24 protein-coding genes are annotated in these 25,866 nt (G+C 60.3%); 9 read left to right on the top strand and 15 right to left on the bottom strand.

Annotated elements, in window-relative coordinates; all coding sequences use genetic code 11:
• Positions 1-344: 344 nt before the first annotated feature.
• From thiH to BV106_RS32860, 6 genes are all read right to left on the bottom strand, one after another.
• Positions 345-1,466 (bottom strand): 2-iminoacetate synthase ThiH, encoded by a 1,122-nt coding sequence (thiH, locus tag BV106_RS32835; RefSeq protein WP_038171970.1) that lies wholly within the window; start codon positions 1,464-1,466, stop codon positions 345-347.
• A gap of 49 nt (positions 1,467-1,515) precedes the next feature.
• A complete protein-coding gene (locus BV106_RS32840) occupies positions 1,516-2,601 on the bottom strand; it encodes a prephenate dehydratase domain-containing protein (RefSeq protein WP_038171972.1) in 1,086 nt (361 codons plus the stop codon).
• A 9-nt stretch (positions 2,602-2,610) separates the two neighbouring features.
• On the bottom strand, positions 2,611-3,912 hold the full coding sequence (tyrS, locus tag BV106_RS32845; RefSeq protein WP_038171973.1) for a tyrosine--tRNA ligase: 1,302 nt from the start codon (positions 3,910-3,912) through the stop codon (positions 2,611-2,613).
• Positions 3,913-4,005: 93 nt separating this feature from the next.
• Entirely contained in the window at positions 4,006-4,926 is a 921-nt protein-coding gene (locus BV106_RS32850) for an MBL fold metallo-hydrolase (protein WP_051946785.1), read from the bottom strand.
• A gap of 158 nt (positions 4,927-5,084) precedes the next feature.
• Complete coding sequence (locus tag BV106_RS32855) at positions 5,085-5,996, bottom strand: thiamine pyrophosphate-dependent enzyme (RefSeq protein ID WP_038171974.1); 912 nt, start codon at positions 5,994-5,996, stop codon at positions 5,085-5,087.
• A 54-nt stretch (positions 5,997-6,050) separates the two neighbouring features.
• The gene (locus BV106_RS32860) at positions 6,051-7,853 is read right to left on the bottom strand and encodes a 2-oxoacid:acceptor oxidoreductase subunit alpha (RefSeq protein ID WP_265592762.1); all 1,803 of its coding nucleotides are present in this window, start codon (positions 7,851-7,853) and stop codon (positions 6,051-6,053) included.
• Positions 7,854-8,119: 266 nt separating this feature from the next.
• Here BV106_RS32860 and BV106_RS32865 point away from each other — a divergent pair, with 266 nt between their 5' ends.
• The 4 genes from BV106_RS32865 (at position 8,120) to BV106_RS32880 (ending at position 10,733) form a co-directional block, all read left to right on the top strand.
• Positions 8,120-8,377 (top strand): hypothetical protein, encoded by a 258-nt coding sequence (locus BV106_RS32865; protein WP_265596328.1) that lies wholly within the window; start codon positions 8,120-8,122, stop codon positions 8,375-8,377.
• 119 nt (positions 8,378-8,496) lie between these two features.
• Positions 8,497-9,021, top strand: coding sequence for an RNA polymerase sigma factor (locus BV106_RS32870; RefSeq protein WP_038172096.1), 525 nt, complete (start codon positions 8,497-8,499; stop codon positions 9,019-9,021).
• Positions 9,018-9,479 carry a hypothetical protein gene (locus BV106_RS32875; protein WP_038171978.1) on the top strand — a complete coding sequence of 154 codons (462 nt, stop codon included), beginning with the start codon at positions 9,018-9,020 and terminating at the stop codon, positions 9,477-9,479. Before BV106_RS32870 ends, BV106_RS32875 begins: the two co-directional genes overlap by 4 nt.
• 48 nt (positions 9,480-9,527) lie before the next feature.
• Positions 9,528-10,733: a PDZ domain-containing protein gene (locus tag BV106_RS32880; protein ID WP_038171980.1), complete on the top strand. Its 1,206-nt coding sequence runs from the start codon at positions 9,528-9,530 to the stop codon at positions 10,731-10,733.
• A gap of 71 nt (positions 10,734-10,804) precedes the next feature.
• Here the strand turns inward: BV106_RS32880 and BV106_RS32885 are convergent, their stop codons facing one another.
• From BV106_RS32885 to BV106_RS32895, 4 genes are all read right to left on the bottom strand, one after another.
• A complete protein-coding gene (locus tag BV106_RS32885) occupies positions 10,805-12,298 on the bottom strand; it encodes an arylsulfatase (RefSeq protein WP_038171982.1) in 1,494 nt (497 codons plus the stop codon).
• A complete protein-coding gene (locus BV106_RS32890) occupies positions 12,298-12,600 on the bottom strand; it encodes a ribonuclease III domain-containing protein (protein ID WP_038171983.1) in 303 nt (100 codons plus the stop codon). The genes BV106_RS32885 and BV106_RS32890 overlap by 1 nt, the downstream gene beginning before the upstream one ends.
• 176 nt (positions 12,601-12,776) lie before the next feature.
• Positions 12,777-12,956, bottom strand: a complete 180-nt coding sequence (locus BV106_RS39120) for a hypothetical protein (protein ID WP_265596329.1) — start codon at positions 12,954-12,956, stop codon at positions 12,777-12,779.
• Positions 12,957-13,127: 171 nt separating this feature from the next.
• Entirely contained in the window at positions 13,128-13,805 is a 678-nt protein-coding gene (locus tag BV106_RS32895; protein ID WP_038171985.1) for a hypothetical protein, read from the bottom strand.
• Positions 13,806-13,983: 178 nt separating this feature from the next.
• On the opposite strand from BV106_RS32895, the gene BV106_RS32900 reads away from it, so the two are divergent.
• The 3 genes from BV106_RS32900 (at position 13,984) to BV106_RS32910 (ending at position 16,253) form a co-directional block, all read left to right on the top strand.
• Entirely contained in the window at positions 13,984-14,235 is a 252-nt protein-coding gene (locus BV106_RS32900; RefSeq protein ID WP_038171987.1) for a hypothetical protein, read from the top strand.
• Positions 14,236-14,376: 141 nt separating this feature from the next.
• Entirely contained in the window at positions 14,377-15,576 is a 1,200-nt protein-coding gene (locus BV106_RS32905) for an ATP-binding protein (protein ID WP_051946786.1), read from the top strand.
• Entirely contained in the window at positions 15,573-16,253 is a 681-nt protein-coding gene (locus BV106_RS32910; RefSeq protein ID WP_038171989.1) for a response regulator transcription factor, read from the top strand. The genes BV106_RS32905 and BV106_RS32910 overlap by 4 nt, the downstream gene beginning before the upstream one ends.
• 35 nt (positions 16,254-16,288) lie before the next feature.
• Here BV106_RS32910 and BV106_RS39125 read toward each other — a convergent pair whose 3' ends face one another.
• The gene (locus BV106_RS39125) at positions 16,289-16,525 is read right to left on the bottom strand and encodes a hypothetical protein (RefSeq protein ID WP_265596330.1); all 237 of its coding nucleotides are present in this window, start codon (positions 16,523-16,525) and stop codon (positions 16,289-16,291) included.
• Between the two features lie 171 nt (positions 16,526-16,696).
• Between BV106_RS39125 and BV106_RS36655 the strand changes: the two genes are divergently transcribed.
• Positions 16,697-18,106 carry a DUF3300 domain-containing protein gene (locus BV106_RS36655; RefSeq protein ID WP_051946788.1) on the top strand — a complete coding sequence of 470 codons (1,410 nt, stop codon included), beginning with the start codon at positions 16,697-16,699 and terminating at the stop codon, positions 18,104-18,106.
• A 371-nt stretch (positions 18,107-18,477) separates the two neighbouring features.
• Complete coding sequence (locus tag BV106_RS36660) at positions 18,478-19,629, top strand: HAMP domain-containing sensor histidine kinase (RefSeq protein WP_265596331.1); 1,152 nt, start codon at positions 18,478-18,480, stop codon at positions 19,627-19,629.
• Positions 19,630-19,746: 117 nt separating this feature from the next.
• On the opposite strand, the gene BV106_RS32925 is transcribed toward BV106_RS36660, so the two are convergent.
• The 4 genes from BV106_RS32925 to BV106_RS32940 all read right to left on the bottom strand — a co-directional run.
• Positions 19,747-20,469: a superoxide dismutase gene (locus BV106_RS32925; RefSeq protein ID WP_265596332.1), complete on the bottom strand. Its 723-nt coding sequence runs from the start codon at positions 20,467-20,469 to the stop codon at positions 19,747-19,749.
• Positions 20,470-20,614: 145 nt separating this feature from the next.
• Positions 20,615-21,358 (bottom strand): superoxide dismutase, encoded by a 744-nt coding sequence (locus BV106_RS32930; protein WP_265596333.1) that lies wholly within the window; start codon positions 21,356-21,358, stop codon positions 20,615-20,617.
• A 103-nt stretch (positions 21,359-21,461) separates the two neighbouring features.
• The gene (locus tag BV106_RS32935) at positions 21,462-24,896 is read right to left on the bottom strand and encodes a hypothetical protein (protein ID WP_265596334.1); all 3,435 of its coding nucleotides are present in this window, start codon (positions 24,894-24,896) and stop codon (positions 21,462-21,464) included.
• Between the two features lie 38 nt (positions 24,897-24,934).
• The coding region (locus BV106_RS32940; protein ID WP_038172110.1) for a CsgG/HfaB family protein at positions 24,935-25,866 on the bottom strand (932 nt) is incomplete at its 5' end.

Here is a 25,866-nt window from a genome sequence, read left to right on the forward strand (position 1 = left end):
AATGCGACGTGAGGAGAGCCAACCAACCGCGCGAGTTTTGGAGTGGCCGCCTGGAAACCGACGCCTTCCAAGCGCTCGAAGTTCTTCCTCGAAGAGGATGGGGCTACAAGCCCAACGTTGGCGAGCTTCCAGCGAGTCTACGTTGGGTGCCGCCCAACGATGATCCTCAGGTGGGAAGGCCGACAGCATCCGCTTTTCCGCCCACCATCTTCAACGCCGCCATGTCGCTCGAAGGCTCGGTTGTCACGTCGCAAGGCACACGCTGACTGACGTTCCCGGCAAGATGCCGGAAACAGCACGCAAGATGCGTGCGCTCCCCTGGCATCTCCATTCCGGCCCAGACGTCAATTACTGAGAATCGCCTCGTCCCAGTCCTTCCAGACTGGATCAAACCCACGCTTGGAGAGCACGGCGGCAATTTCCTCGGGGCTGCGATGATCAGAGATGTCGAACTGCCCGGTCGCCTCGTCTTCAGGTTTGTGTTCGGCGAGCTCCACCCGGCGACCACGCACGGTGAGGTGCAGATCCTCCCTGCCCTGTCCGGTGTAGCCGCCAGGCTCAGTGTGGCTGCCCGCACTCATGGTGGTGATACCGATCGGGATCAAGGCATCCCGCAAAGCCGCTGACTCACGCGTGCTCATGACGATCCCCACCTGTGGGAAGCAGAGCCGGAAGGCACAGAGCAACTGAATGAAACGGGCATCATCCACCGGGAAGCGGGGCTGGAAACCGCCCGCCGCCGGCCGCAAACGCGGGAAAGCGATGGTGTACGAGGCCTTCCACCCGTGATTCTGCATGTACTCGAGATGGGCTGCGAGTCCCAAGGCCTCCGTCTTCCAATCCGCCAGCCCCAACAAGGCTCCGAGACCCATGCGACGGAATCCACCTGCATAACCTCGCTCCGGACACTCCAGACGCCAGTCGAAGTCCCGCTTCGGCCCCATGGTGTGGTACTCGTGGTAGGCGTCCCGGTCGTAAGTCTCTTGGTACACCACCAGACCTTCCGCTCCCTCGTTCACCATGCGGGCATACTCTGGCTGCTCCATGGGACCGACTTCGATGCCGATGGTTGGCACGAAGGGTTTCAACACCCGGATGCATTCCTCGAGATACCCGTTGGAAACAAACTTGGGATGCTCCCCTGCCACCAGCAGGATGTGGCGGAAGCCCAGCCCGGTGAGGTGCTTGGCCTCCTTGATCACCTGATCAAGCGTCAGCGTGACGCGGAAGATGGGATTGTCCCGGGAGAACCCGCAATAGGCGCAGTTGTTGACGCATTCGTTCGAGAGATACAGCGGGGCGAACAACCGCATCGTCTTGCCGAAGTGCTTGCGCGTCAAAGCCGCGGCTTCAGCTGCCATGGACTCAAGCTGCTGAGGCGTCTTGGGTTCCAGCAGACTCAGCAGCTTGCGCAACAGCGGCGATTTCCGCTCGGGAAGCGCATTGAACGTTTCAACAAAGGACACAGGGCAGAGGAATGGAAAAAGGGATGAAAACTGACGGATACGATCGCGCTCAGGCCGTTTCCGGCCACTTCATGTCATGCGGATAATAACGCCTGCGGAACAGCGTCTGATGCTCAGGAAGCTCTTTGAGCAGTTCGGTGTTGGGGAAGGAGCCCAGCCACACGCAGGACGGCGGCCAGTCTGGACGCTGGGGGAACTTCTCGTTCAGCTTGTCGTGAATGCCCTTGATGGCGGCATCCTGAAGATGACCCTCCACTTCCACGAAGAACATGTACTCGAAGTCCCGCTCCACCCGGGGGAAGGGATAGATGATGGAAAGGAAAACATCATGCGCGCTGATGACACCCAGCGCGTCATAGAGCGTGCCCGTTTCGTTGGGCAGGCTCAGCAGAAAACAGGTCTTGTTCAGGCTCTTGTCCACGTCCTTCACGGTGGCGTTGTCCATCCGCTGGATGAGCTTCTCCTCACCCAGGATCCAGAAGCGCGTGAAGCCGTTGGAATAGTCAGAAAGGCTGCGGGTCTGTTCCAGGCCGAGCTGATGATCATGCTCCAGTTCCGCCAGATCCACCGCCCTGAGGCTGCCGGAGTACACGTCCAGAGCTTCACGGGAGGCGATGGCGGCCACCGTCGGATTAGCCACCGCTTCCAGGGTGGCGGCACCGGTGCTCTCCGCCTGCTCCACCCGGATTTCCAGATGGTCCTTGATCCGCTGGAGCGTCTTGGAGCACTGGCGCAGGGCACTGGGGTGGCTGCGAATGACATCGATGCCAATCAAGCCCCCGCTCTGGCTCATGAGGAAATGCTGGATGGGCAAAAGCTCCTCCCACACCACAAAGGTGCGGCGCTGGCGGGGCGTCTCGAAGAGGCGCTCCAGTTCCTTCACCGACTCGACGATGATGCCGTCGAGCGTGTTCTCGATCGCGATGACGCCAAAGTCGATGTCCCCCCTCGCCTGCGCCGCGATGATCTCCGGATGAGAGGAGTACGCCACGGGTTCGAAGACCGTCCCCATGGCATCGACCCGGCCACTGTAGTGCGCCGCAAACCGCGCCGCCGCCGTGTAGCCGTTGGTGAGCCGGGCAGGCCGGAGGAAGCCGATGCGAGGGCGGCTGGGAGGAGAAACGACGTCACTCATGATGTGCACTCAGTCCACCGACAACAGGGCATAGTTGCGCTTGCCCTTGCGGAGCAAGACGTATTGGCCGTGCAAGGTGCTGTCCACCGTGAGGCGGTCCGTCGGTGCCGTGGCGCGGTCTCCATTCACATACACTCCGCCCCCTTCCACGTCCTTCCTCGCCTGCCCCTTGCTCTGCGAGAGCCCGGAAAGCACAAGCGCCTCCACCAGCGGCAGGCCTTCGCCGCCCAGCTGGTCACCGGTCAAAGCGGCATTGGGGACCTCTTCGCTCAAGGTCTGGAGCGTGGAGGCAGAGATGCCTTCGAGGCTGCCTCCGAAGAGGATCTCGCTGGCACGCACCGCATCGTTCGTGGCCTGCTCTCCATGGATGAGCGTGGTGATGGACCGGGCCAGAGCCTGGTGCGCCTTCCGCGCCCCTGGATTGGCCTCGTGCTCCGCCTCCAGCGCACGAATCTCGTCGTGCGGCAGGAAGGTGAAGAACTTCAAGTACTTCACCACATCGCGGTCGTCGCTGTTGATCCAGAACTGGTAGAACTTGTAGATGCTCGTCTTCTTGGGATCGAGCCAGATCGCCCCGCCCTCAGACTTGCCAAACTTCGTGCCGTCCGACTTCGTGATGAGCGGCATGGTCAGACCGTAGGCGTGACGCCCCAGCTTCTTGCGCACCAGATCAATGCCAGTCGTGATGTTCCCCCACTGGTCAGAGCCGCCGATCTGCAATTCGCAGCCGGCGACCTGGGCGAGATGGAAGTAGTCGTAGGACTGGAGCAGCATGTAGCTGAACTCTGTGTAGCTGATGCCCACGTCGCGGTCTTCCATGCGGGCGCGGACGCTTTCCTTGGCCACCATCTGGTTGACCGTGAAGTGCTTGCCCACATCGCGGAGGAAATCCAGGTAGGAGATGGGACCGATCCAGTCCGCATTGTCCATCAGACGGGCCGGATTCTCGGGCGAGTCGAAGTCCAGCAGCTTGGCCAACTGGGGGCGTACCGCCTCCACGTTGGCTTTGATCTGGTCCTGCGTGAGCAACTGGCGTTCCGCGGACTTCCCACTGGGATCGCCGATCGATCCCGTGGCCCCACCTGCCACCGCGATAGGATGGTGCCCGGCAAGCTGGAAACGGCGCAGAGCCAGAAGCGGCACGATATGCCCCACATGGAGGGAATCAGCAGTCGGGTCGAAGCCACAATACAGCGTGATGGGCTTGGCCGCCAGCCGGTCAGGCAGCGGGAGCAAATCGGCACGCGACTCCGGAACACTGGTGAAATCTGCCACCAGGCCCCGGAACTGTAGGTCTTCGAAGATGTTCATGGGCACAAAATAGACTGAGAGAGCCTGCAAGATGGGACGGGACGCCGGGGGCGTCAAGCCGGGGCAAGGCCGTCCTGGGAATCGCTGCGAAAACTATTTGCCCGATTTCTCGCAGTAGAGGGCAATCCCGTCGGCGCACATCGCAGCGTTGTTGGCGGACTCAAAGAGGTGCCACTCCGCGATGCCAGCCCCGCTTTTGACCGCCACCTCGTGCTCCGCCTCGGTGAAGGCCTCCCTCAGGGCATCCCCGCGCAGCCCTTGGTCCAGAAGGGTCTGGACGCACTCATGCACCTGATGCACCCGCAGACTGTACTGGGAGAGGTGCTTGGCCACTTCCGTCACCTCGCCGAAGTGGGTGAGATAAAGTCTGGCGAAGCCCATGGAGTGCAGACGCTCCAGAGACTCATCATAGGCCACGGGATCAAACTGCGGGGGCGCGGCGGTGACACTCAGGTACGGGCACCGTGGCAGCTTCATCCCCGCCACATCCCCGGTGAAGCAGCCATCGCCCAGCGCATACGCGAGGTGATGCCGGGCATGTCCTGGCGTGTCGAGCGCAATGAAGTGATCCCGACGGCCCAGCTTCACCTTGTCGCCATCCTGAAGTGCGATCACCCGCTCCGCCGGTGCCGGCAGGATCTCACCCCACAGAGTGTCCATGCGATCGCCATAGATCCTCTGGGCGCTGGAGATGAGTTTCTCCGGATCAATCAAATGGGGTGCCCCTTTAGGATGCACATAAACCGTCGCCCCCTGTTGCGCCCACCACCCGGCCGCGCCGGAGTGATCCAGGTGAATGTGCGTCACCAGCACCTTCTTCACGTCCTTAGGATCAAATCCAAGACGTTCAATGCCCTCCAACAACGCTGGCAACGTCGATCCCGGCCCCGTTTCCACCAGAGCGAGCTCGCCATCAGATTCCACCAGATAGGCCGCGATGATCTCCGGCAGCCCTTGAAAGTGAAGGTCAATCGTGTGCACTTGCATCGTGCTCTGTCCCTTGCCTTCGATCACGCGAAGATGCAACCCCTGCGTGGTCTCGCCCGCCTTGCTTCTCTCTCTCCGTTAAGGAAAAAAACGCCAGCATCCGCAGATGCCGGCGTCATGTAAATTCCAACCAGAATCACCCTCTGTGCTCTCTGTGACTCTGTGGTTAATTCCTCACCCTCCGCCTACCTCATCGCCTCCAACCGCTTTCGCAGCAGGTCCTTCTGGCTCGCGCCGCCAATCTTCGCCTGGGTTTCCGTGATCCACTTCTGTTCCAGGTCATTCTTGGTGGGGCGCTGCACCTGGTAGTACACACCGAACTTCCCGGGAGCCAAGTTTTCTGCGAGCTTGAAGGCCGCGCCTTCGTCGGTCACATCGTGCTGGGTTTCATCCACGGTCTCAAACGTGCCGCCCTTGCGGGGCGTGCTGTCGTCGAAGGCACCTGCGTAAAACATGACGCACTCGCTCAGGCACTCCACCACACTGAAGCCGTCGTGCAGGATCGCCCGCTCAAACACCTGCTCCATGTGTTTCACCTGCGCCGCATGCGTGCGGGCGATGAAGGTGGCACCGCTGGCCAGGAGTTGTTTCATCGGGTTGATGGGCCGGTCCACGGAACCCGTCGGGTCGGTCTTGGATTTGAAGCCGATGGGTGAGGTCGGGCTGGTCTGCTTCTTGGTCAGGCCATACACGAAGTTGTCCATGATCACATAGGTGAGCTTCACGTTCTTCCGGGCGGCATGGTTCAGGTGATTGCCTCCAATGGAGAAGCCGTCGCCGTCGCCGCCGAAGACAAACACATGCACATCCGGCCGGCTCAGCGAGATGCCGGTGGCCAGGGGCAAAGCCCGACCATGGATGAAGTGGATGCCGTGCGTGTTCATGAAATACGGGAACCGGCTGGAGCAGCCGATGCCCGCCACGCAGACAATTTTTTCATGCGGATACTGCAGCTTCTCCAGCACGCGGTAGAAGATGTTGAGCACCGCAAAGTCCCCGCAGCCGGGGCACCACGTCGGGTGGTCGGCGGTCAGGGCCTTTTTTGTGAGCCGGTCCTCGGGCTCAGTGACGGTGGCGGAAGGAAGGACGGTGGACATGGCAGTGAGGAAATGGAAATTGGTTTAAGGAAACATCATTCATCAGGCTCTGGATCAGCCTGCCCCGGCGAGGTGCTTCTCCACCCCGGTCACAATCTCGCGAATGCGGAAGGCCAGACCGTCCGTCTTGCAGAGGGACTTGATGGCGGGATTGCAGTAGCGTGCCCTCAGCAGCGTGGCCATCTGGCCATAGCCGTAGGCACCGTAGTCATTCATCTCCACCACCACGATGTGCTCGTAGCGGTTGAAGATCGTTTCCAGGCCGTTGGGCAGTGGATGAAGATGGCGCAGATGCAGCGCCCCGACCTTGAAGCCTTCCGCCGGCAGCCGGTCGGCGCTTTCTTTGATCGGCCCGTAAGTGCTGCCCCAGCCCACGATGAGCACATCCCCCTCCTGATGGCCGTGCACCTTGGGCAGCGGGAACTCCGCCGCCGCATCAATGAGCTTCTGCCGTCGTTTGCCCGTCATCTGGCTGTGCATCTTGGGGCTGCCGCTGGGGTGGCCCCACTCATCATGCTCCAGCCCCGAGATGACCGGATACTTGCCACTGCTCATGCGCGAGCCGGGCGGGGCATGCTGGGTCGTGCGATCCAGCGGATAGGGACGATAGTCTTCGCGTCGCGTGGAGAGATCGATGTGCGGCTCCACCCAGTGGACATCCAGGTCCGGCTCGGCGAAGGCCTCAATGCGACTGCTCAACGCCTGATCACTCAAGATGATCACCGGGCAGGAGTACTTGCGGGCCAGACGGCCAGCCTCCAGCGCGATGTAGAAGCAATCTTCCACATCCTGCGGCGCCAGCACGATGCGGGGACAATCCCCATGGCTGCCGTAGATGGCCTGCATGAGATCGCTCTGCTCCACACTCGTGGGCAGGCCAGTCGAAGGGCCGCCACGCTGCACGTTGATCACGATGATAGGCAGCTCCGCCATGCTGGCATAACTCAGCGCCTCCATCTTCAAACTCAGTCCGGGGCCTGCACTGCCCGTCACCGCCAGATGCCCGGCAAAGGCCGCACCCAAGGTCATGCTCACAGCCGCGAGCTCATCCTCGGCCTGCACATAGATGCCGCCGTACTTGGGCAACTCTGCACGCAGAGACTCCATAATGGACGACCAAGGGGTGATGGGATAGGCCGCGCCGTATCGCACTCCCGCGGCGATGAGACCCGCCGTCAACATCTGATTCCCATCGGTGCTGATGCGGTGCCCGTCACCGGCCTCACCATGCTCAAAGGCAAAGCGCTCCAGATCCCCCACCTCATAGGCAAAGCCCGCGTCAAAGGCGAGCATGGCGTTCCGCAGCACGCTTTCATCCTTCTTGCCAAACTGGCGGCTGACGATGCCAATGAGCTTCTCCTTGTCGAGGTTGAAGACCGCGCAGACCAGCCCCAGCACAAACATGTTCTTTCCACGATCCCTCGTGGAGCCGCCGACCGCCTCCACCGTGGCCGCAGTGAAGGGAATGCCAATGTGCTTGATGCCGCGCTCATGGCGCACCTCTTTGACTTCCCCGCTGTCATAGAGACAGACGCCTCCATCACGCAGCGCGCCCAGATGGCTGTCATAGCTGTGCTGGTAGAAGGCCACCAGCACATCCGCCTCGTCACCTGCATGCAACACCTCCCCGGAGCCAATGTGCACCTGGAAGATGGACGGCCCACCACTGATCGTGGAAGGGATGGTCATGTAAGTCATGACCTCCTGAGCGGTGCGTCCGGCCAATCTCGCCAGGAAGCCGCCGATGGACTGGATGCCGTCTTGTGAGTTGCCCGCGAAGCGAATGACAGCGTTGCGGAGAGAATGCGGGGCATAAAGGCCCGGCGACATCGGGGTGGATGCAGGTTTCGCTAACATGTGGTTGTGGAATGCGTGCGAATTGGCATGCAATCCGATTAGACATGGAAATGCAATACTGGAATTGCGGTGCAGCGGCTTTTGTGTCTTTTAGGAAAGAATCCTCCCACACCAGGCGTTGCGACCTTTCCTGCGGCGGCTGACAGCTTTTTCATTGCTCCATAGCAGAGCGAACCTGTAGATTGACGCGACACCATGGAGCGCTCTACTTTCAGCAGGTGATGAGCATCTCCCACTCACCATCTTGGCTCAAGGGTTTGCTCATCATGGCAGCCATCTATCCGCTGCCGTATCTGACCCTTCGGTTTCTGGTCCCAGTGGGACAAAAGACCTTCGTCCGACCAATGAATTTCATGGCCACCGGAGCCAGCATCGATCTCAAGTTCCACCACAATCCGGACTCCATTGCCACCAAACTCCCGCCAGGACCTCTCAGAACAGTGGTCCGAGGAGCAGACGTGGTCCTGATGGCCCCCCTTTGTGAAGCCGATGTCTATTTTACCGGCACCGGGTGGAGATTATAGAGCGGGTCCAATGCCGGTTCTCAGAACAACCGCCTCCTGGTCCGTCTCAACATTTTTCCCGTTCTACAGACAAAAGTCCCCGCTTGTGCCGCTATCCCCGTGAATCACCTCACGCCTGCGTGGACGCCTCCCCCTCAACCTCAACACCCTCCTGGAACTCGTGGCTCGGCCAGCGCTCCCGCCAGTTCCTGCTTTTCGCCCGGTCGCAGACCCGGTGCGAGGCGGACGCGCACGACGTTCTTCAGGATTCCCTGGTGGAGACGTGGCGGCGGGCGGGACACAAGGCGCCGGACGACGCCCTGGTGTTCGCCACCATCCGCCGCCGGGCCATTGACCTCTTCCGCAGCACGGAACGGCGGCAACGCCGGGAACAAACCGCCTATGAAATCCTGTGGCTGGACCAGCCCGCAGACGGCCCGGGCGTCGACCCCGCTCTGGACGAAGCCGTCCAGCGGCTGCCCAACCACCTCCGGGAGGTCCTCATCGTTCGGATCTGGGGCGGGCTGACCTTCCAGCAGATCGCCCATTCCCTGGACATTCCCGCCGACACGGCCGCCTCCCGCTACCGCTATGCCCTGGACCATCTGCGTAAGGCGATGAAACAACCTGAGGGCGCCCAGCCCGCTTCCCCCCATTTGCCATGAACATCGAAGATGACGAACTTGAGCGCCGCCTTCAGGCCCTCCAGCCCGCAGCGGTCCCTGAACCCCTGGCCGCACGGCTGCAGCAGGCCCAGCCGAAACGGCCTCACTGGTGGTACCTGACTGCCGCCATGACTGGCGTGGCGGTGCTTTTTCTCCGATTTCCCCCTCACCCTGAAGAGGTCACCGCCCCCGCTCCCGGCCTCTCTCCCGCTGTCACCGCCCAAACCCCTGCTGAACCCCTCGAAGACCTGCGGGTCTTCCTGCCGATCGAGCAGACCAGCACGCTGGTAAAGGTGGAAAAGGTGGGCGTCCTGGAGACCGACCCTGAGCGTCCCATCCAGCTCATGCGCACCTTCTGGGTGGATGACGTGACCTACCGTGGCGACGACGGCGTCAGCACCTTCCAGCGTCAGGAGTCCCGCATGGAAATCGTTCCCGTGGCCATGCAGACCTACTAGCCGGCCTCGTGGCCCATCTCATTCCCAACCCCACCCCCCATTGATCCCATGAAAACACCAAGCCTTACCCTGGCCAGCCTGCTCGCCTGCGCCCTGCCACTCCCATTTGTCTCCGCACAGGAGGGAGCGATCTTCATCCAGGCCAATGCCGAGTCGGCAGTCCCCCTCATCCACCAACCAGTGGAAACGCAGCCGCCTCTCCCGCCGGAACTGGAGAATGAATTCCTCACCCTGCTGGCCGCGACGGAACCTGAAACTGCCGGAGGCCCCATCCCCACGAGAGGTGCCAGGGAGTTCTCCATCAAGATCGCCCCCCCGGAGGAGGGCCAGACGGAAGCCGCAGTGCACATTCACAGGAATGGCGAAGAAATCGTCCGCCGCGTGAATGTGGGCAATGCCCGGAAAGTCTTGATCGGCGGCGGACAGATGATCAACGAGCGCCTCCCTGGGCCTCACGGTCTGGCGATCGCAGGCATCCCCGCCCTTCCCACTGCGCCAGCCACGCCTCCGGTGCCCACCACCTGGCTGGGAGTGGCCACCGATGAAGCCCCCGAGGAAGTGCGCGCCCAACTGCCCGCCCTGGCTCCAGGCACCGGGGTGCTCGTCCGCAGCGTGGTGCCAGACAGCCCTGCCTCCAAAGCCGGCCTTCAGCGCTATGACATTCTCGCCAAGCTGGACGACCAGCTGCTGGTGAACCCTTCTCAACTGCGCGCCCTCGTCTCAGGACGGAAGGAACACGACACGATCAAACTGACCCTCGTCAGGAACGGCAAGGACCAGGTGCTGGAGGTGAAACTGGGCATCCGCCTGGGTGGAGACGATCCCTGGAGCGTCGCCAGCTTCGTGACCCATGCCCCCGGTGTGGCAGGCGCTTACATGGATCCCTTCGTTTTCCAGTCCAGGGCCCTCGTGGTGGACTCCAAGGGCAACGTCATCACCGCCACCACCGATGGCAGCCCCGCTCCCGTGGAGCTGGAGCGCGTGCAGGAAGCGCTGAAAAAAGCCGGTGTGGGCGCGGAGGTGATTAAGTCCGTAGAGAAGAATCTCGTGGATGTGCGCAAGCAGCTGGAGAAGTCCAAGACGGAGCTGGAACGCAACAAGTCCGAGACGCTGAAGCGACTGGAAGAAAGCGCCGAGGATCTCGCCAAAGCTCTGGAAAGCGCCCGTGCCGCTGCGGAAAAGGCCAGGAAAGAAGCAGCCGAACGCGTCCACGATGACGCAGGCAAGCCTCCGGTACAGGAAATAAAGCCCTGAGCCCCGTCCCCGCAAGCCCCCCCGAACTCCAGCCTGCCGATGAAAAGGAGGCTGGAGTTTCTTCTTTCACACTATTCCGGCTGGATCTGAGGTGCCCGCCAGGCTTCTTTCATATAACCCTCCAGCTCGCTGACAATCTCGGGCTTGAGGCTCGCGAGGTTGTTTTGCTCCGCCACATCCTCCTCCAGGTTGTACAGCTGCACTTCCAGTGACTTGGGCTGGACCGGCTGCACCTTCTCCGCTCCGTTTTTCTTGCGGCCTGCGGCCCCGGTGTTCAGATGGATGAGCTTCCACGGCCATTTGAGCACGGCCCGCTTGCCCCCCTGTTCATCAAAGTTCCAGAAGAGATACTTGTGCTGCTTCTGCCCGGCGTCCTTCCCGGTCAAGGTGGGCACCAGGGAGAGCCCGTCTGTCTCTCCTTCCAGTTTGGTTCCCGCCAGGTCTGCCACGGTGGGCAGCAGGTCCTGGAATCCAGAGACGTGTTCGCTCTCACTGCCGGCCTTGATGCCCGCGGGCCAACGGGCCACGAGCGGCACCCGGATGCCCCCGTCCGTCATGCTCCGCTTGATCCCGCTGAACGCGCCGTTGGAGTCAAAGAAATCTGAGCTGTGCCCACCCTCCGCATGCGGGCCGTTGTCTGAGGAGAACATCACCAGCGTGTTCTCGTCCAGACCAAGCTTTTTCAGGGTGGCCAGCACCTCACCCACCTGGTCATCCACGAATCGCATCGCACTGGCGAACCCCTTCTCGACATCGGGCCAGTCCTTGCTCGCGTACTCACCGTACGAGGGCACCTCCATGCCATGCTTCAGAGGCGAGTTCTTACCCGCCTCATTGTTGGCGTGGGGCATGTTCAGCGCGTAGTAGACAAAGAAGGGCTGCTTGCCCTCCGCGCGGCCCTGCAAGTAAGTCTGCAGTTCATCGGCGATCAGTTGGGGGGCAAACTGCTTGCGGCCGTCCACGGTGGCAAAGCCAGTGTCTTCATGCCCAGACTTGCGGCTGTCCGGCTCGGTAGTGTTGTTCAAGGCCACCCTTTGTCCGTTCCGGATCAGATAGGTGGGATAGAAGTTATGGGCGTGGCTGGTGTCCACATACCCGAAGAAGGTGTCGAATCCCTTGCGATTGGGATCGTCATCGGGCAGCGGTTTCCCCAGGCCAAACTTGCCAAAGCACGCCGTGGCATAGCCCGCCTTCTTGAGCAGGTTGGGCACCGTGACGTCAGAGTCCGGCATCGTCCACGGACCGTTGCCACGCACCCGGCAGTGGCCCGTGTGCAGCCCGGTCATGAGGACGCAGCGGGAGGGTGCACACACGGTGCTTCCCGCATAGTGCCGGGTGAGTTTCATCCCCTCTACCGCCAGACGGTCAATGTTGGGAGTGGTGAGCGTCTTCTGGCCGAAGCAGCCCAGATCGCCGTACCCCATGTCATCCACCAGGATGTAGATGATGTTCGGCCGGTCGGCCGCAAGCGCCGCTGGAACTCCCGACATCATCAGGAGCGCACCCAGCAAACTGGATACCAGGGAAGCGAGCCTGGCTTGGTGAGAGAGGAAAGCAAATGTCATCAGCGCAGCGAACGCTGGCGCTTACCCTCTTGTTTCACAAACTGGGGCTCGATCTTTGCCTGAATGTGCGCAAACGCACCTTCCAGTCCCTGCTCCTTGTAGATCCGGCCCACCTCAGCCTCCACCATCGTGGGCTGCCCCAGCGAGTTGAGAAACTGATTGCTCGTGAAGCGGCTCTTCAGTTCGGCATCCACTTTTCCGTATTCCCGCAAGATCCACGAGCGGACGTACAATTCCAGCACAGCATCGCCCAGCCAGGCGTCTTCCAAGTGGGGTTTGATGCGATCTTTTACTGCGGGCATGCCCCAGCTTTCCCCAAGATTTCGCAAAACTCAAAAAACAAAATTCTGATCCTCCCTGAAAATATGTCTGTGGGTCCACTTCATCCTCCGCACCGCTCGGGAGGCAACGCCAGCCATCGACATGAAAAAACGTGCCAGCTTTCGCCGACACGTTTTCGAGGAAGGGATCCCGGCGTTCAGTAGGCACGGACGGTCTGAGTCTCCGTGACTCCCACCGAGGGACTGCGATAGGTGGTCTGTTCCGTAGTCGTGGTGGTGGTGCGAGTGGGGGGAGCACTCTCTTGCACTGTCTCGCAACTTGCCAGACAAAGGAGGGTTGCGAGAACCGCTGCGCCAATGATCAGAATGGATTTCATAAGTGTGGCCTCAGGTTACTTGGAGGAGTGCGTGGTCATCGAAGTCGTTTCCATCGATCTTGACGACTGGCTTTGACGAGTGGAGCTGCAACTGTTGAGCCAAAGGCCTGCCAGGATCAGCGTCCAGATAAGGGATGAAAGTTTCATCTTGGTTATATTGAATGGGACCCATTAACGATCCGTCGTCGTTTCCGTGGTGGTGGTTTTCTTACGCTCGATTTCCTGCGTGGGAGCCAGCTTCGCCTTTCGTACCACCACTCTGGAAACCACCATGGAGTCCCCCACCTTCGTATAATAAACCGTCACGGGAATTCCCGTCTTCACCACCGACACATCCACGGGTTTGCCCTCTTCATCCATGTAGGTGGTGGTCTTGCTGTAAGTGTAGCTGACAGGATCAGGACTGGTTTCCGTCCTGATCAAAAACCTTGATTCTCCCAACTCACTGATTGTGCCGGCCATATTCATGGCGGCCACCACATCTTTTTCAGCGGCCTCTGAGGAAATAACCACCCGGGCTTTCCCCAGCACGACCTTGGTTGCCACCAACGAATCGCCCGTCTGGGTGTAGTGAACGGTCACCGGCAATCCGGACTTCATCATGGCAATGTCCACGGGATTGCCCTCGACATCCACATAGTGAGTTGTCTCGCTGGACAGGTATTCCACTGGCTGTTCGCCGGTGCTCTTGGTGATAATAATGGATTGAGCGGAGACTTTGCTGACTGTCCCGTCCGATGTGGCAGGGGCAGCAGTCACTTCCACCAGTTGCGCCGGAGCGTGAATGAACGAAAACAGGGCTCCTGAGAACAGAATGGCCAGGAGGGACTTCCAAGTAATATTGTGCATGGTCCCAACACTCCACGATCCTCTCTCAAGTCGATATGGGGTGTAACCCTACCGTTTGCATCCTTCTTAACAAATCCCTGGAGACAATAAGTGAATCAGGGTCGCACAACGCGGCAAAGGGCAAAGCCATGGGCACTTCACCCCATTGGGCTTTCCGGCAGATCGCGTACCGTTCAGGATGAGCACACACTTCCGTTCATCATCCCGGTGGGGGAGCATCATCATCTTCCTCCTGTTTCTGGCCGCCGCCTATCTGTTCAGCTTTGGCCCTGTGCAGGCCCTGTACTCCAGCGGCCGCCTTTCCGGCCCCATGCCCAAAGATCTGGTGACCTTCTACAAACCCGTTCAGTGGTTCTACTTGAACTCTCCCGTGGGACCACCCATGACCCGTCACGATGCATGGTGGGGCCGCCAGCTTAAGCGCTCCTAGTCATCTTTTGAGGTTTGCCCGTCTGCCTCCAGCCGATGGTGAAGCTACTGGCATTCACCATTTTGATATCAATACCCAACGAAAAAGTGGAAAACAAGGTCCAAGCAGGCAACAGCCTTGCCGTCAAATCAGGGAAAATGCATGAATACAAAGAAATCTTCCCTGTCACGGGCCTATCTGGCTTCCCTGCGAGAGCATCTCGATCACAGCGGATCCAGCGAAGCCGGCCTGAAAAACGCACGACTCTTCGGCATCAAAGCCACCAAATCGGGCATGGAAACTCTGGCCCTTGCCAAGATTCATGAAGGTGCCCTTGAAATCCTGCTGTCCGATGAAAGCTCTCCTACAGGCAAAAAGACCAAGACGCTGAGGGGGGCTGCCTTCTTTGCCGAGGCAGTCACCCCCATCGAGGAAACTCACCGAAGCATGCGACAGGCGAACATCCGTCTGGAAAAACTCGTCACCAGCCTGACCCGTCGGACTCATCAACTGGCTGCCTCCAACGACAAACTGAAAGACGAGATCGTCCACCGTAAGTCCGTAGAGGCCTCCCTCATCACCAGTGAGACAACCTCCAGCCAGTTGCTCGCAAAGTCCCGCCACATGCAGGAGGACCTCCGTCACCTCTCCCGCCGGTTGCTCACCGTGCAGGAGGAGGAACGCAAACGGATCAGCCGCGAATTGCATGACGTCGTCGCCCAGGCGTTGACCGGCATCAATCTGCGGCTGATCACCCTGAAGACTGAAAGCAGCTTGAACGCCAGAAATCTGCGTCGAAGAATCGCCATGACCCAGCGGGTGATCGAGCGGTCGGTGGAAATTGTTCATCGATTTGCCCGTGACTTGCGGCCGACGCTTCTGGACGATCTGGGATTGATTCCCGCGCTCAAATCCTATTTGACCTCCTACATGGAGCGCACCGGCATCCGGGTCAGGTTCTCGGTGTCTCCCACCATTGAATCTATCGACAGCACCCGTCGCACCGTGCTCTATCGCGTTGCCCAAGAGGCCCTCACGAATGTTGCCCGCCATGCGAAAGCCAGTCAGGCAAATGTCTCCATTCGCCTCCATGCCGACACCGTCAGCATGCAGATTCATGACAATGGCCGGGGCTTTCAGGTGGAGGGCAGCGCTTTCGCCAGAAGCAGTAAATGCCTTGGCCTCCTGGGTATGAAAGAACGGGTGGAAATGGTGGGCGGCACCTTCGCCGTGGTCTCCGCACCTGGCAAGGAAACCACCGTTCAGGTGGAGCTTCCCGGCAAGAAACTCCCCTCTCACCCGCGCTCCTCCAAGCTCGCTGCGACCAAACGATCTCCTACATCTGCACCTCGCGCCCTATGACCCCTATCACCGTCATCCTGGCAGAAGATCATACCATCGTCCGCGAAGGTCTCCGGGCTCTGTTGGAACTTGAAACCGATATTGCCATCGTGGGCCAGGCGGAGAACGGGCATCAGGCTGTGGAACTCTGCGCTGCTCTCTGCCCTGACGTGGTCGTGCTGGACATCGCGATGCCCCGCCTCAATGGCCTTGAGGCCGCACGCCAGATTCTCAGGAGCGGCTCCCCGCCCAAGGTCCTCATCCTCTCCGCACACAGCGATGACGCCTACGTCGAGCAGGTGATGGCGCTGGGCGCATCCGGCTACCTGATCAAGCAAACCGCCGCCCACACCCTGACCAAAGCCATCCGTGAGGTCCACCAGGGCAACAGCTTCTTCAGCCCCGCCATCTCCCGACGCCGGAATCACCACGCCCAAAAAGCCCGGCTCCAAGGAGACCTTCCTTTAAACAGGGATCCCTTCCGACTGAGTTCGCGCGAGACCGAGGTGCTGCAGCTCATCGCGGAAGGCCGGGCCAACAAGGAAACCGCGGAGATTCTTCACATCAGTGTCAAGACGGTGGAGAAGCACCGTCAGAGCCTCATGGAAAAACTCAACATCCATGATACCGCCAGCCTTACCCGCCACGCCATCGCCACGGGCATCATCGAGAGCAGCGTGCAGGTAACCATCCTCTAGGCCCCACCTCTTCCAGACCCGCGTCGAGTTACATCCTAGTACCTACGGTAGGTCTCGCCTCCATAGACGCTTCCCCGCATGGTCCGCACATGAGAATCTCCGCGGTGATTGAAATCGCCGGAATTTCGCCCTGAATGCCGGCCGTCATGATTGCGATCGCCATCGTGATCATGGCCGGAATGACGGTCATTATGATCATAGGTGTCCACGCAGCTGGCCAGGCTCAGAAGGATGACGGCCCCAGCAAGCTTTAAATAAGTTTTGGTTTTCATGGTAGATTTTCGGGATGAGTTCAACAGGACATCCCAATGTGAGACGACAAGGACAAGGGGGCCGACTTTCCGGCCTTTACCTCGCACGAAGTTAACTTCGGCCGCCAGCATCCACCATGGGGTGTACACCCCATGGTTCGGAGCACGCTCGAAAGACTATGATAAGGCACGATGAAAACTTTTCTGCTCCCCCTGCTGCTGGGGCTCTGCCTCATCCGCCCCCTGCCCGCGCAAGACCCGGCGGGTGATCCCCCAGTCGCGGTACGCACCTCTGCGGAGCTGTCGGAACTGCTGGGCCCCATTGCCCTGTATCCTGATGCGCTGGTGGCGTTGATCCTGCCTGCCGCCACCGCCCCGCTGGACATCGTCCTGTGCACACGCCATGTCACCGACAACCGCCCCCTTGTGGAAGTGGAGCAGGAATCCTGGGATCCCAGCGTCAAAGCCCTGGCCCACTACCCCGATACACTAAGATGGCTCGATGAGAACCTGGAGTGGACCACCCAGGTCGGAAACGCCTTCATCGAGCAGCCCGTGCAGGTCATGCAAACCATACAGGAACTCCGAGCCACCGCCAGGGCTCTGGGAAACCTCGTGGATACACCGGAGCAGCGCATCGTCATGGATGACTCTGCCATTCGCATCATTCCTACCCAGCCGGACCTCATCTACGTACCCCGCTATGATCCACTGGTGGTTTACATCCAACGTCCCACAACCAGCCCATTCTTGATCTTCAGCACTGGGTACCGGGTCGGTTCATGGTTGAGCTATGACTGGGACTGGCGTCAGCATCGCCTGTACCGGGGTGATTGGAGCAATGGCTGGGATTACCGCCGGGACGGGGCTCGTGGGGATCGCGACCGCGACCGCTACATCAACAAGCATCTCACCAATTCCCAGGTGTGGCGTCCCGATCCGGTACGTCATCGCACCCAATCCCGCTCCACAGCAGTCACCACCTCAAGAAACGGCAGCACAGCCCCACAAGTGCGGTCCCAAGATCGTAAAGACGATGAATCGGGCGACCGTCGCCCCGATATCGTCCGCCCAAGACCCATGACCATCACTCCCGAATCAGGCGTAACTTCCTCCCAGAATGAAAGGCCAAAGATGGACCGCAACGGGAAGATTCCCGCCTCCGGACCTCGCAAAGACAATTCCGCCGAAAAGGGTGACAACCCGCTTTCCAACAACGGGGCTGATGTCTCACCCAAAAAAGTCGAACGCCCTCGCACCGAAAAAAGCACGATTCCAGAAGACAAAAAAATGCCGCCGCCGGCACCATCCCGACAAGAGACACAGAAGCCACCGGGGGCCAGGGTTCAGGAAACCCCGCCTCCCGTCACCCCAACGGCCCGGGAGCAAAAGCCACGAAACTCCCCGCCGCCGCAAATGGAACGGGAAGAAAGAGTGAAGCCTCCTGCCCGGGCAGAGAGGGCGACCCCACCTCGTTCCGTCGAACGTCCTGATGAAAAAGCCGACAGGGGTTCAAGAGATAACAAGGACAAAATTCAGGACAAAAAAGGTGGCTCAGATGACCGGGATGATTCAGGAGGGAAGCGCAAAAAGGGCGATTGAAATCCACGGCGGTGCCGCCCACTAGTGGGCATACACCCCATAGCGACGAAGGGCAGTTTCAGCGATCATCACTCCATGAAGATCACCATTCGACCACCTCACACGTTCAGGCGCAGCGGCTGGTCCGCCTCGCTCTTATGTCCCACTCCTGTAGCCCCCAACATGGATGTGGCCCGCCTCGAAAAAGAGGCTGCTGCACAGCCCGGTTCTGTCGGCGAAACGCCGAAATCAGCATCGGCGACTCCGTCACTCAAATCAAAATCCTTTCCCTTAGTGTCAGCGTCCTGGATGCCTCCCCGTCCGTCGTGAATACCGCCAGCCCCCACTTGGCCCGGCCCACCGTTCCGTACATGTTTTTGCACGTCCTCCCCATGCAAGCTGACGTTTCCACTTCTTCTCCCGGCTTTGGTGCCCCCCGCATGCAGGCGGCGATGGACTGGGTGCCTGCGGAGTTTCTTCCGGGCTTTGAGCAGCAGGAGACGGGGCCTTCTCCCAGCTTGATGATGGTCCAGTCGCACCTGCCAAGGCATGCCCCAGATTGCACCTGCCTAAGTACCCAGGCAGTTTCAGGTAGCCGGGCGAGTCTCGCTGCGAGGGAAAAAAAGTGGTCCCCCAGCGAGCCCCGCTGTCCGGGCGCCACTACAGAGGTTCCCACTGGCATGTCAGGAGTGTTCGCGGTGGCAACGTATGATGAGCGGGACTATCTGGAGGCAATACGCCAGAACGGCATCAAGGACCATTTCCTCGTGGTGCTCGCTCATGAACTTCGCACCCCGCTTCAAGCGATCATGGCCTGGACAGAGGTCCTCGCATCAGGCGCGTCCGACCTTGATGAACTGGCTCAAGGTCTTGCGGTGATCCGGGAGAGTGCGAACTATCAATCCCGCCTCATTGAAGACCTTCTCGACATGAGCCGGATGGTCTCCGGGAGCATCCGGCTCGAACTGCAGCCTGTGGACCTTGCCGCCGTCATCCAACTGGCCGTCGACACGCTCAAACCCCAGGCATGCTCGAGAGGAGTCTTGGTCCATACATCACTTGCCAGCAGCCTCGCGACGGCGGAGGCCGACCCCGTTCGTCTTCACCAGATCTTTGGGAATCTCCTTACCAACGCCATTAAGTTCACCCCACCGGGCGGCCACATCCATTTGCATCTGGAGGGTACCCCTTCGCATTTCGCCTTTAGGATTGCAGACAACGGCGAGGGAATCGACCCCGCATTTCTCCCGTATGTATTTGATCGATTCCTCCGCGGCGACACCAGCACCACCCGAAGGCACGATGGACTCGGGCTGGGTCTTTCGATTGTGAAACACCTCGTCGAACTGCACGGCGGCAGCATTCAGGCCGCCAGCGAGGGGCTGGGGAAAGGAGCTACCTTCACGGTGACGCTCCCCATTATCACTCCGCCAGACCGTCCGGCCGTCAGTGCCAAGGCCCCTTTCCAACTCATCCAGCCACTGGAGATGGTGTTGGCGGCGAACCGACATGCAGTGGCAGAGAGCAAATGGGCGGTGGCCTGAAGAAATTCATCAAACAAGCGGTCAGTTTCGCCAATCAAAAAAAGCCCCCCAACCCGTCGACTCACGACAAGATTGGGGGGCGCAAAGACTCAGACGTCGTGTCTGCGCTCTTCCGTATTAGGCCGCCGCAGCGGCGTAGCCCTTGGCCACCTCGGCCCAGTTGACCACATTCCACCAGGCGGTGATGTAGTCAGGACGCTTGTTCTGGTACTTCAGGTAGTAGGCATGCTCCCAGACATCGAGACCAAGGATGGGGGTACCCAGATCGCTGTCCGGCACGATGCCCTTCATCCAGGGGTTGTCCTGGTTCGGTGTGCTGGTCACCGCCAGCTTGCCGTCGGCCTTGACGATGAGCCAGGCCCAGCCAGAGCCAAAACGCTTGGTTCCCGCTTCGCCGAAGAGCTTCTTAAAGTCATCGACACTCGAGAAAGTGCTCTGAATCGCCGCGCCCAGCTTGCCTTCTGGTCCCTTGGCACCGCTGCCCGCAGGGGCCATCCAGCTCCAGAAGAGGGTGTGGTTGACGTGTCCACCGCCGTTGTTTCTTACGGCCGTCTGGGCATCCGCCGGCAGCGCGGAGAGATCCTTGATGAGCGTGAGAGCGTCTTTGCCGCCCACCTTCGCCGCGTCCAGAGCCTTGTTGAGGTTGGTCACGTACGCTGCGTGGTGCTTGTCATGGTGGATCGTCATCGTCTGGGCGTCGATGTGGGGCTCCAGTGCCTCAGGGGCGTACGGCAACTTGCCCAGCTCCAGCGGGAATGCCTGCGCAGCATGCAGGGATGACGGCAACACGGAGCCTGCAACGGCGGCTCCACCAGCAACAAGGAAATGGCGACGGTTCATGAAGTGGAAGGGTGTGAAGGTGTGTGATTTGCCCTGCGTTGTCACAGAAGCAGCATGGAACAACCTCCCCTTGGATCGAGGAGGCAAAGGTCCCCTTCTATACGTAGAAAAGTGAGACTTTGGACTTCTTATTTTTGCCAGCGCATCATCGGGCGGTCACCACGGCGAAATTCCGTTCCACACGCGTCCAGTTGACGACATTCCACCACGCCGAGACATAGTCCTGACGCCGGTTCTGGTATTTCAGATAGTAGGCATGTTCCCATACGTCGAGACCAAGAATAGGCAGGCCACATTCCTCGTCCGGCACCAGGCCACACATGGCAGGATTGTCCTGATCCGGAGTGGAGGTCACGATCAAGCGGCCATCCTTTCTTACACTCAACCAGGCCCAGCCTGAGCCAAACCGTTTCATGGCCGCCGCCGCAAAGACGGACTTGAATGTATCAAGACTGCCATACTCTTTTTGGATGGCCTCTGCCAAGGGCCCCTGGGGGCCTTTCGGGGCCTTGGCCGGTGGAGTGAGGATCCTCCAGAAGATGGTGTGATTCACATGCCCGCCCCCGTTCTGACGAAGGCTCATCTGCAACTCCGGGGTGACACTGGCAGGGGGATGCCCCAGGCCGCGTATCAAAGAAAAAGCATTCGCCGCCTTGAGATTGCCTTCACGTAGGGCCGCCTGGAGGCGGTTCAGGTAAGTGGCATGGTGCACCTCATAGTGTAGCCGCATAGTCTGCGCATCAATGTAGGGCTCCAGCGCCTCCGGCTCGAATGGCAGCGGTTCAAGGTGCAACGGGACCCCTTGGGCAATGGGTGGCGCGGCCTCTTCACTATAGGCTCCCCCGACCATGGTTCCTCCAGCTAAGGCAAGAAATGCACGACGATTCATGAAGGCAAGGGCGGGTTATTTGCGAATTCCGCAAATACTAGGGGGAGTGCCCTGATCTCGACAAGATTTTTTGAAGATCTGTACAATTTACCCTGCCGCCTCATCAGCGCATGCCGCCGGCAGTAGGATGCTCCCGAATCCACCTTTCCAGCTCCTCCCAAGGCAACATCCAAACGCCTTTGCACCTCCAGCCTGTGAACGTCAGACCATGCTCCCCGGTAACAAAGGTGCGCTGGGTGCACTCCGGATTCAGTGACTTTCCGTAGGGGTCCGAAAGTGGATTCTTCGACATGACGGCCAGATCCTCTGCCTTGAGTTCAAATCGAAGCGGCACTTTCACAGGGACACGCTGCCCGCGCAGAAATCCCCACAGGGTATAAGTTCCCTTCACATCCATGTAGTTCACCTTCTGGATGGTGAGCACCCACAGGTTCTCCCCACGGAGCACTGCGCAGTAAGTCGTCAGCAATCCGCGGGAACTTTGAGGAAGTGAAACTGGATACTCCCACACGGGAATGGTTTCAGCAGGAGGACCAGGAGCCGACGGGTGATGCATCAAAAGCTCAGGCTGGTCCCGGTCGGGACGGAGCGCCCAGACCTGGGATACCATCACGTTTGCATCTGGAGGACGAAATGTCTCAAAGAGCACGGTCTGGTCCCCCGATGCACTTACCTGCAACCAGTTCGTGAACCGCATCCCATCGCCAGGCCTGGCATTCAACGGATGCAACACGGTCTTCCGGATGTCCTCGTTCCATACCAGCCATGGTCCACCTCGGGTTCCCGGAAATAGCCCAAACAGCTGTCTGACCGGCGCCTCATCAAATGGATGCACGGCCGGTCGCCGCCGGGTGGAGGCTATCCACCGCACCTGATCCCGCTCGATCATGCCCACCCCGGCCCCCTGAGCAGCGCCACGACTGATGGCGGGATCGTTCCCATAGGTGATTCCCGTGCCATCCGTCAGATGCTGTAATCGATACACCGTCTTGGGCAGATCCAGCTTTGTCCAGTCGCCTTCGCCTGCATCCCGGCTCCGCCACCAGACCCCCTCTTGAGTGGCCACGTAGATCTGCTTGGGCAGTGCCACCACGCTCTCCAGAATCCCACGCAAAACCGGCTTCCGCGAGGGAGCCTCCCACACCGTGGTTGCGAAGGTCCGCTCGTCCACACTGATCACCCCTCCTCCCACATACATGAGCCACATCTGCCCTCCACTGAGAAACAAGGAGTTCCCCTCGATCTCCCCATCGTAACCCACATTCCTGGCATGGAGGCGAGGATTGAAGAACCGCGTGACTACCAAAGGTGTCACTCCGGCCTCCGGCGCAGGGGCCGCCTTCTCATCGGCCGACCAGGCCTCTTGCAGCTTTTTCCTCGCTGACTCGAAGATGGAGGACATAGGCGGACGATTTGCCTGGTCCACCTCATCCCATCGCGAATCCGTGCGTGTGCGTTCCCGGTAGCCATTCATGGCTTTCAACAAGGGCGCCACTTCATCAGGCTTGAGCGCTGCTTTCGCGATCCCCGACGTCATCCACTCCACACCCGCGATCCAGTCGCGGGGCACCCACGACGCCTGGTCAAAGAGTTCGCACAGAAAGCTCCGCATGCCCCGGAACACGGGAGCCAACTGTGAAGGAGGGACCGTGATCGTCAGAAAATCCGGCCTCATCGCGGTCAGCATGACTTCGCCCTCGGCAGTGGTCAGCATGGCGCGATGTCGGGAGAACAAGGCCACCGCCAACTCCAGATCCTTCATGCGTGAAGCCGGAAGCCGGTGTGATTTCATCTGAAACCCAAGCCCGTCAGCCTGATCCCGGGGGGAAGACGAAGCCTGCAAGGAATCGAGGAAACTCCGCCAGAGCGGCAGCACAGAACTCTGATCGGGAGCCTCCCAGTCGATGAGTCGCTCGGTGCCACGCGGCATGCGGTCAGCGAACACGGCGTTGTCCAGAGGCTGATCCAGCATGGGACCATGTCTCTGGGAATCGCCAGAGAGGGTCCGGCGCAGGCTCTTGTCCCAACCTGCCTTAAGGAGGTCACGGATGTCCTGCCCATACCCTGGAGCCAGCATTTTGCGATAGTAGGCCAGCGTGTCTGCCGGCGTGGCACACCAGTAGGCCGCATACGAGGCTTTGTTGAGTTGGTAAAAGATGTCCTGAAGCATTGGGCCGCCGTCCAACACCCCCACCAGTCGCTGCATGGCCGCGCGCAAGGCAGCGACCTGAGCTTTGTACTTGATGTGTACGTTGAATTCATGGGCACCGCGCAGCGTGCACAGAGCCGCCCGAAGGACCTGCCTGCCCAACAGGGGCGGAGTTTCCATTCCCGGTCTCATGGGCTCGGCGGCCCCCATCTCCCGGTGGGCGATGTCCGCAGCGGCATGCACTGCCCTGGCGGCCGACTCCAGTCGGTAGCCCATGGACTCAAGCGTGAGAAGACCCTGGCGATAGCCTCCATCCGTGGAGTTGCTGGCACGGAGATCATCTGGATAGGCGCAAAGCGAATAGGCATGAGCCCTCGCAATCAAGGTGGGAAGACGCCGGTCCCCCAGAGCCACCGTCGATTCAAAGGCCTGGGCAGATTGCCGCCACAATCCATGCTTCAACAACCACTCTCCCAGCTCACCATAGGTCCGAGCCTCTTCCTGCGGTTTCCACGATGCGACATCACCCACCCTCACGCCAGCGACCTTCCCGGCAAGGCGCTCCACCAATTCAGGGAGCTGCGACACCGGAGCTTCCATGTCAGACACCACCCCAGGGTCGCCCTCTCCACGTCTGACCAGAAGCCGAACCCCAATCATGCCGCCCGTTTGTTTCAATGAACCCGACACCAGCCGCTCTCCGGCGGCGTACTCATCCGCGGCAGCTTTCGCCAGGTTGTTTTCGAACGCCAGGTCATCCATCCTCCAGCGTTCCAGCACGACCACTCCCGGTTGGGCTGCGAGACGATGAGCCAACAGCGCATTGAGATTCGTCTCCAGTTCCACCAACGCCGTGTCAGGCACCTGCGCCCGCAAGCCCAGCAATGACACGGCGATTCCCTGACTCTGGTCCGCCCTCCCCGGTGCCAAACTTGGCAACATCGGAATCAACTGGCCCGCAGCCAGACGCGCACTTGTAGCGGGGTCTCCATCCACCGGCATCCACACGATGCGGCGGATGCGGCCATCTTTGGCCCCCACCAGTTTTACGGCCACGGCGTTCCTCTTGGGCTCCGTTTCCTTTAGCTCCAGGAAAACCAAAGCATCCGCACCTGCCAGACGGGCCAGAGCGACGGGGCGAGATGCACTGCTCGCCTGCTGGACTGCCGCCTCTCCGGCGAGACGACTGAGCTCCGCCCGCTCCACCAACTGGCAAGCTTCATGCCTGCCGAGTTCCACCATCAGCAGGTCGGCCTGTTCCTGCGTCGGCGCCTCGCCCAGCACGGCTACTTTCACCGTCGCGGTGGGTGATTGAGCCTGGATCATTGATCCCCCCCACAAGCACGCCAGGGTGATGAATGTCACCAGGGATATTTGAGACGTGTTCATGGAGAGAAATGGTCAGCAACCAACAATTGAGGAACGGTTCAAGGTTTCACCAACTTCGGCAGCAACCGCTCGACCAGATTGAGCGCGGCCTCCTGAAGGGCTGACTTGCCTGCCGAAGCCTCGGCGATGTCCACCGCCACGCCCGACTCCCGGTCAACGGCCAGCACCTTGTTGTCGGACCGCCGCAATACCTGCAACTCCACCCGGGCCCTGCTGGAAATGAGCTGCCCGCGCCGAGCCCCTGTCTCACTGAACGCCTCACCACTGATCAGCAGCGCAGCCTCCGTGACATTGTGTTTCACGTCCACGACCTCGCCCCCCAGCTCCATGAGCACCTTACCGATCTCGGCGGCCACGGCGGGGTCAACTGTCTTCTGGTGCAGGGCCTGTTCCTTGACATTGATCTGCACTGAAGCCAGCGTTTTACCCTGGAGCTGTTCCTTCATGCGCACCAGGCGTTGCTCGCGAGTGACTGCGGGCGGCACCAGGGCCAGACGTTGTTTGGTGACGAGTTGCCCCACCTTCTCTGACAGATCCTGCACGGGCTTCTCCAGGGCATCCAGCCCGGGCGCGGTCACCGTCTCGCCAAAGACCCGGGAGGTTTCTGTGCTCATCACCTTGCCCACCAGCACGAGTTTCTCACCAGACTTGATGATCCTGCCTGTCACCAGGACTCTTGCCCCCAGGATGCGCCCCACTTGGGCAGCGGACCCAGGATCCACCAGTCCGGTGAGCTTCAGCGTGTGTTCGGCCAGCAGTTTGTCCATCTCCGCGCGCTCCACCACCCACAACTGCTCCTGGGTGGTAAGTTGGGCAGAGAGCAACGCCGCCACTTCACTGCCTGCGGCCTGGAGCTTCTCGTCAGAGGCGTCAAAGGGAAGCACTGCGATGGTCACAGGAGCCTGCGTGTCGGCCTCGGCTCCGCGCAACGTCACGCCGACTGCCAGCAGGAACAAGATGGATAGAATGG

It is taken from the genome of Verrucomicrobium sp. BvORR106, assembly GCF_000739655.1.
GTDB lineage: Bacteria > Verrucomicrobiota > Verrucomicrobiia > Verrucomicrobiales > Verrucomicrobiaceae > Verrucomicrobium.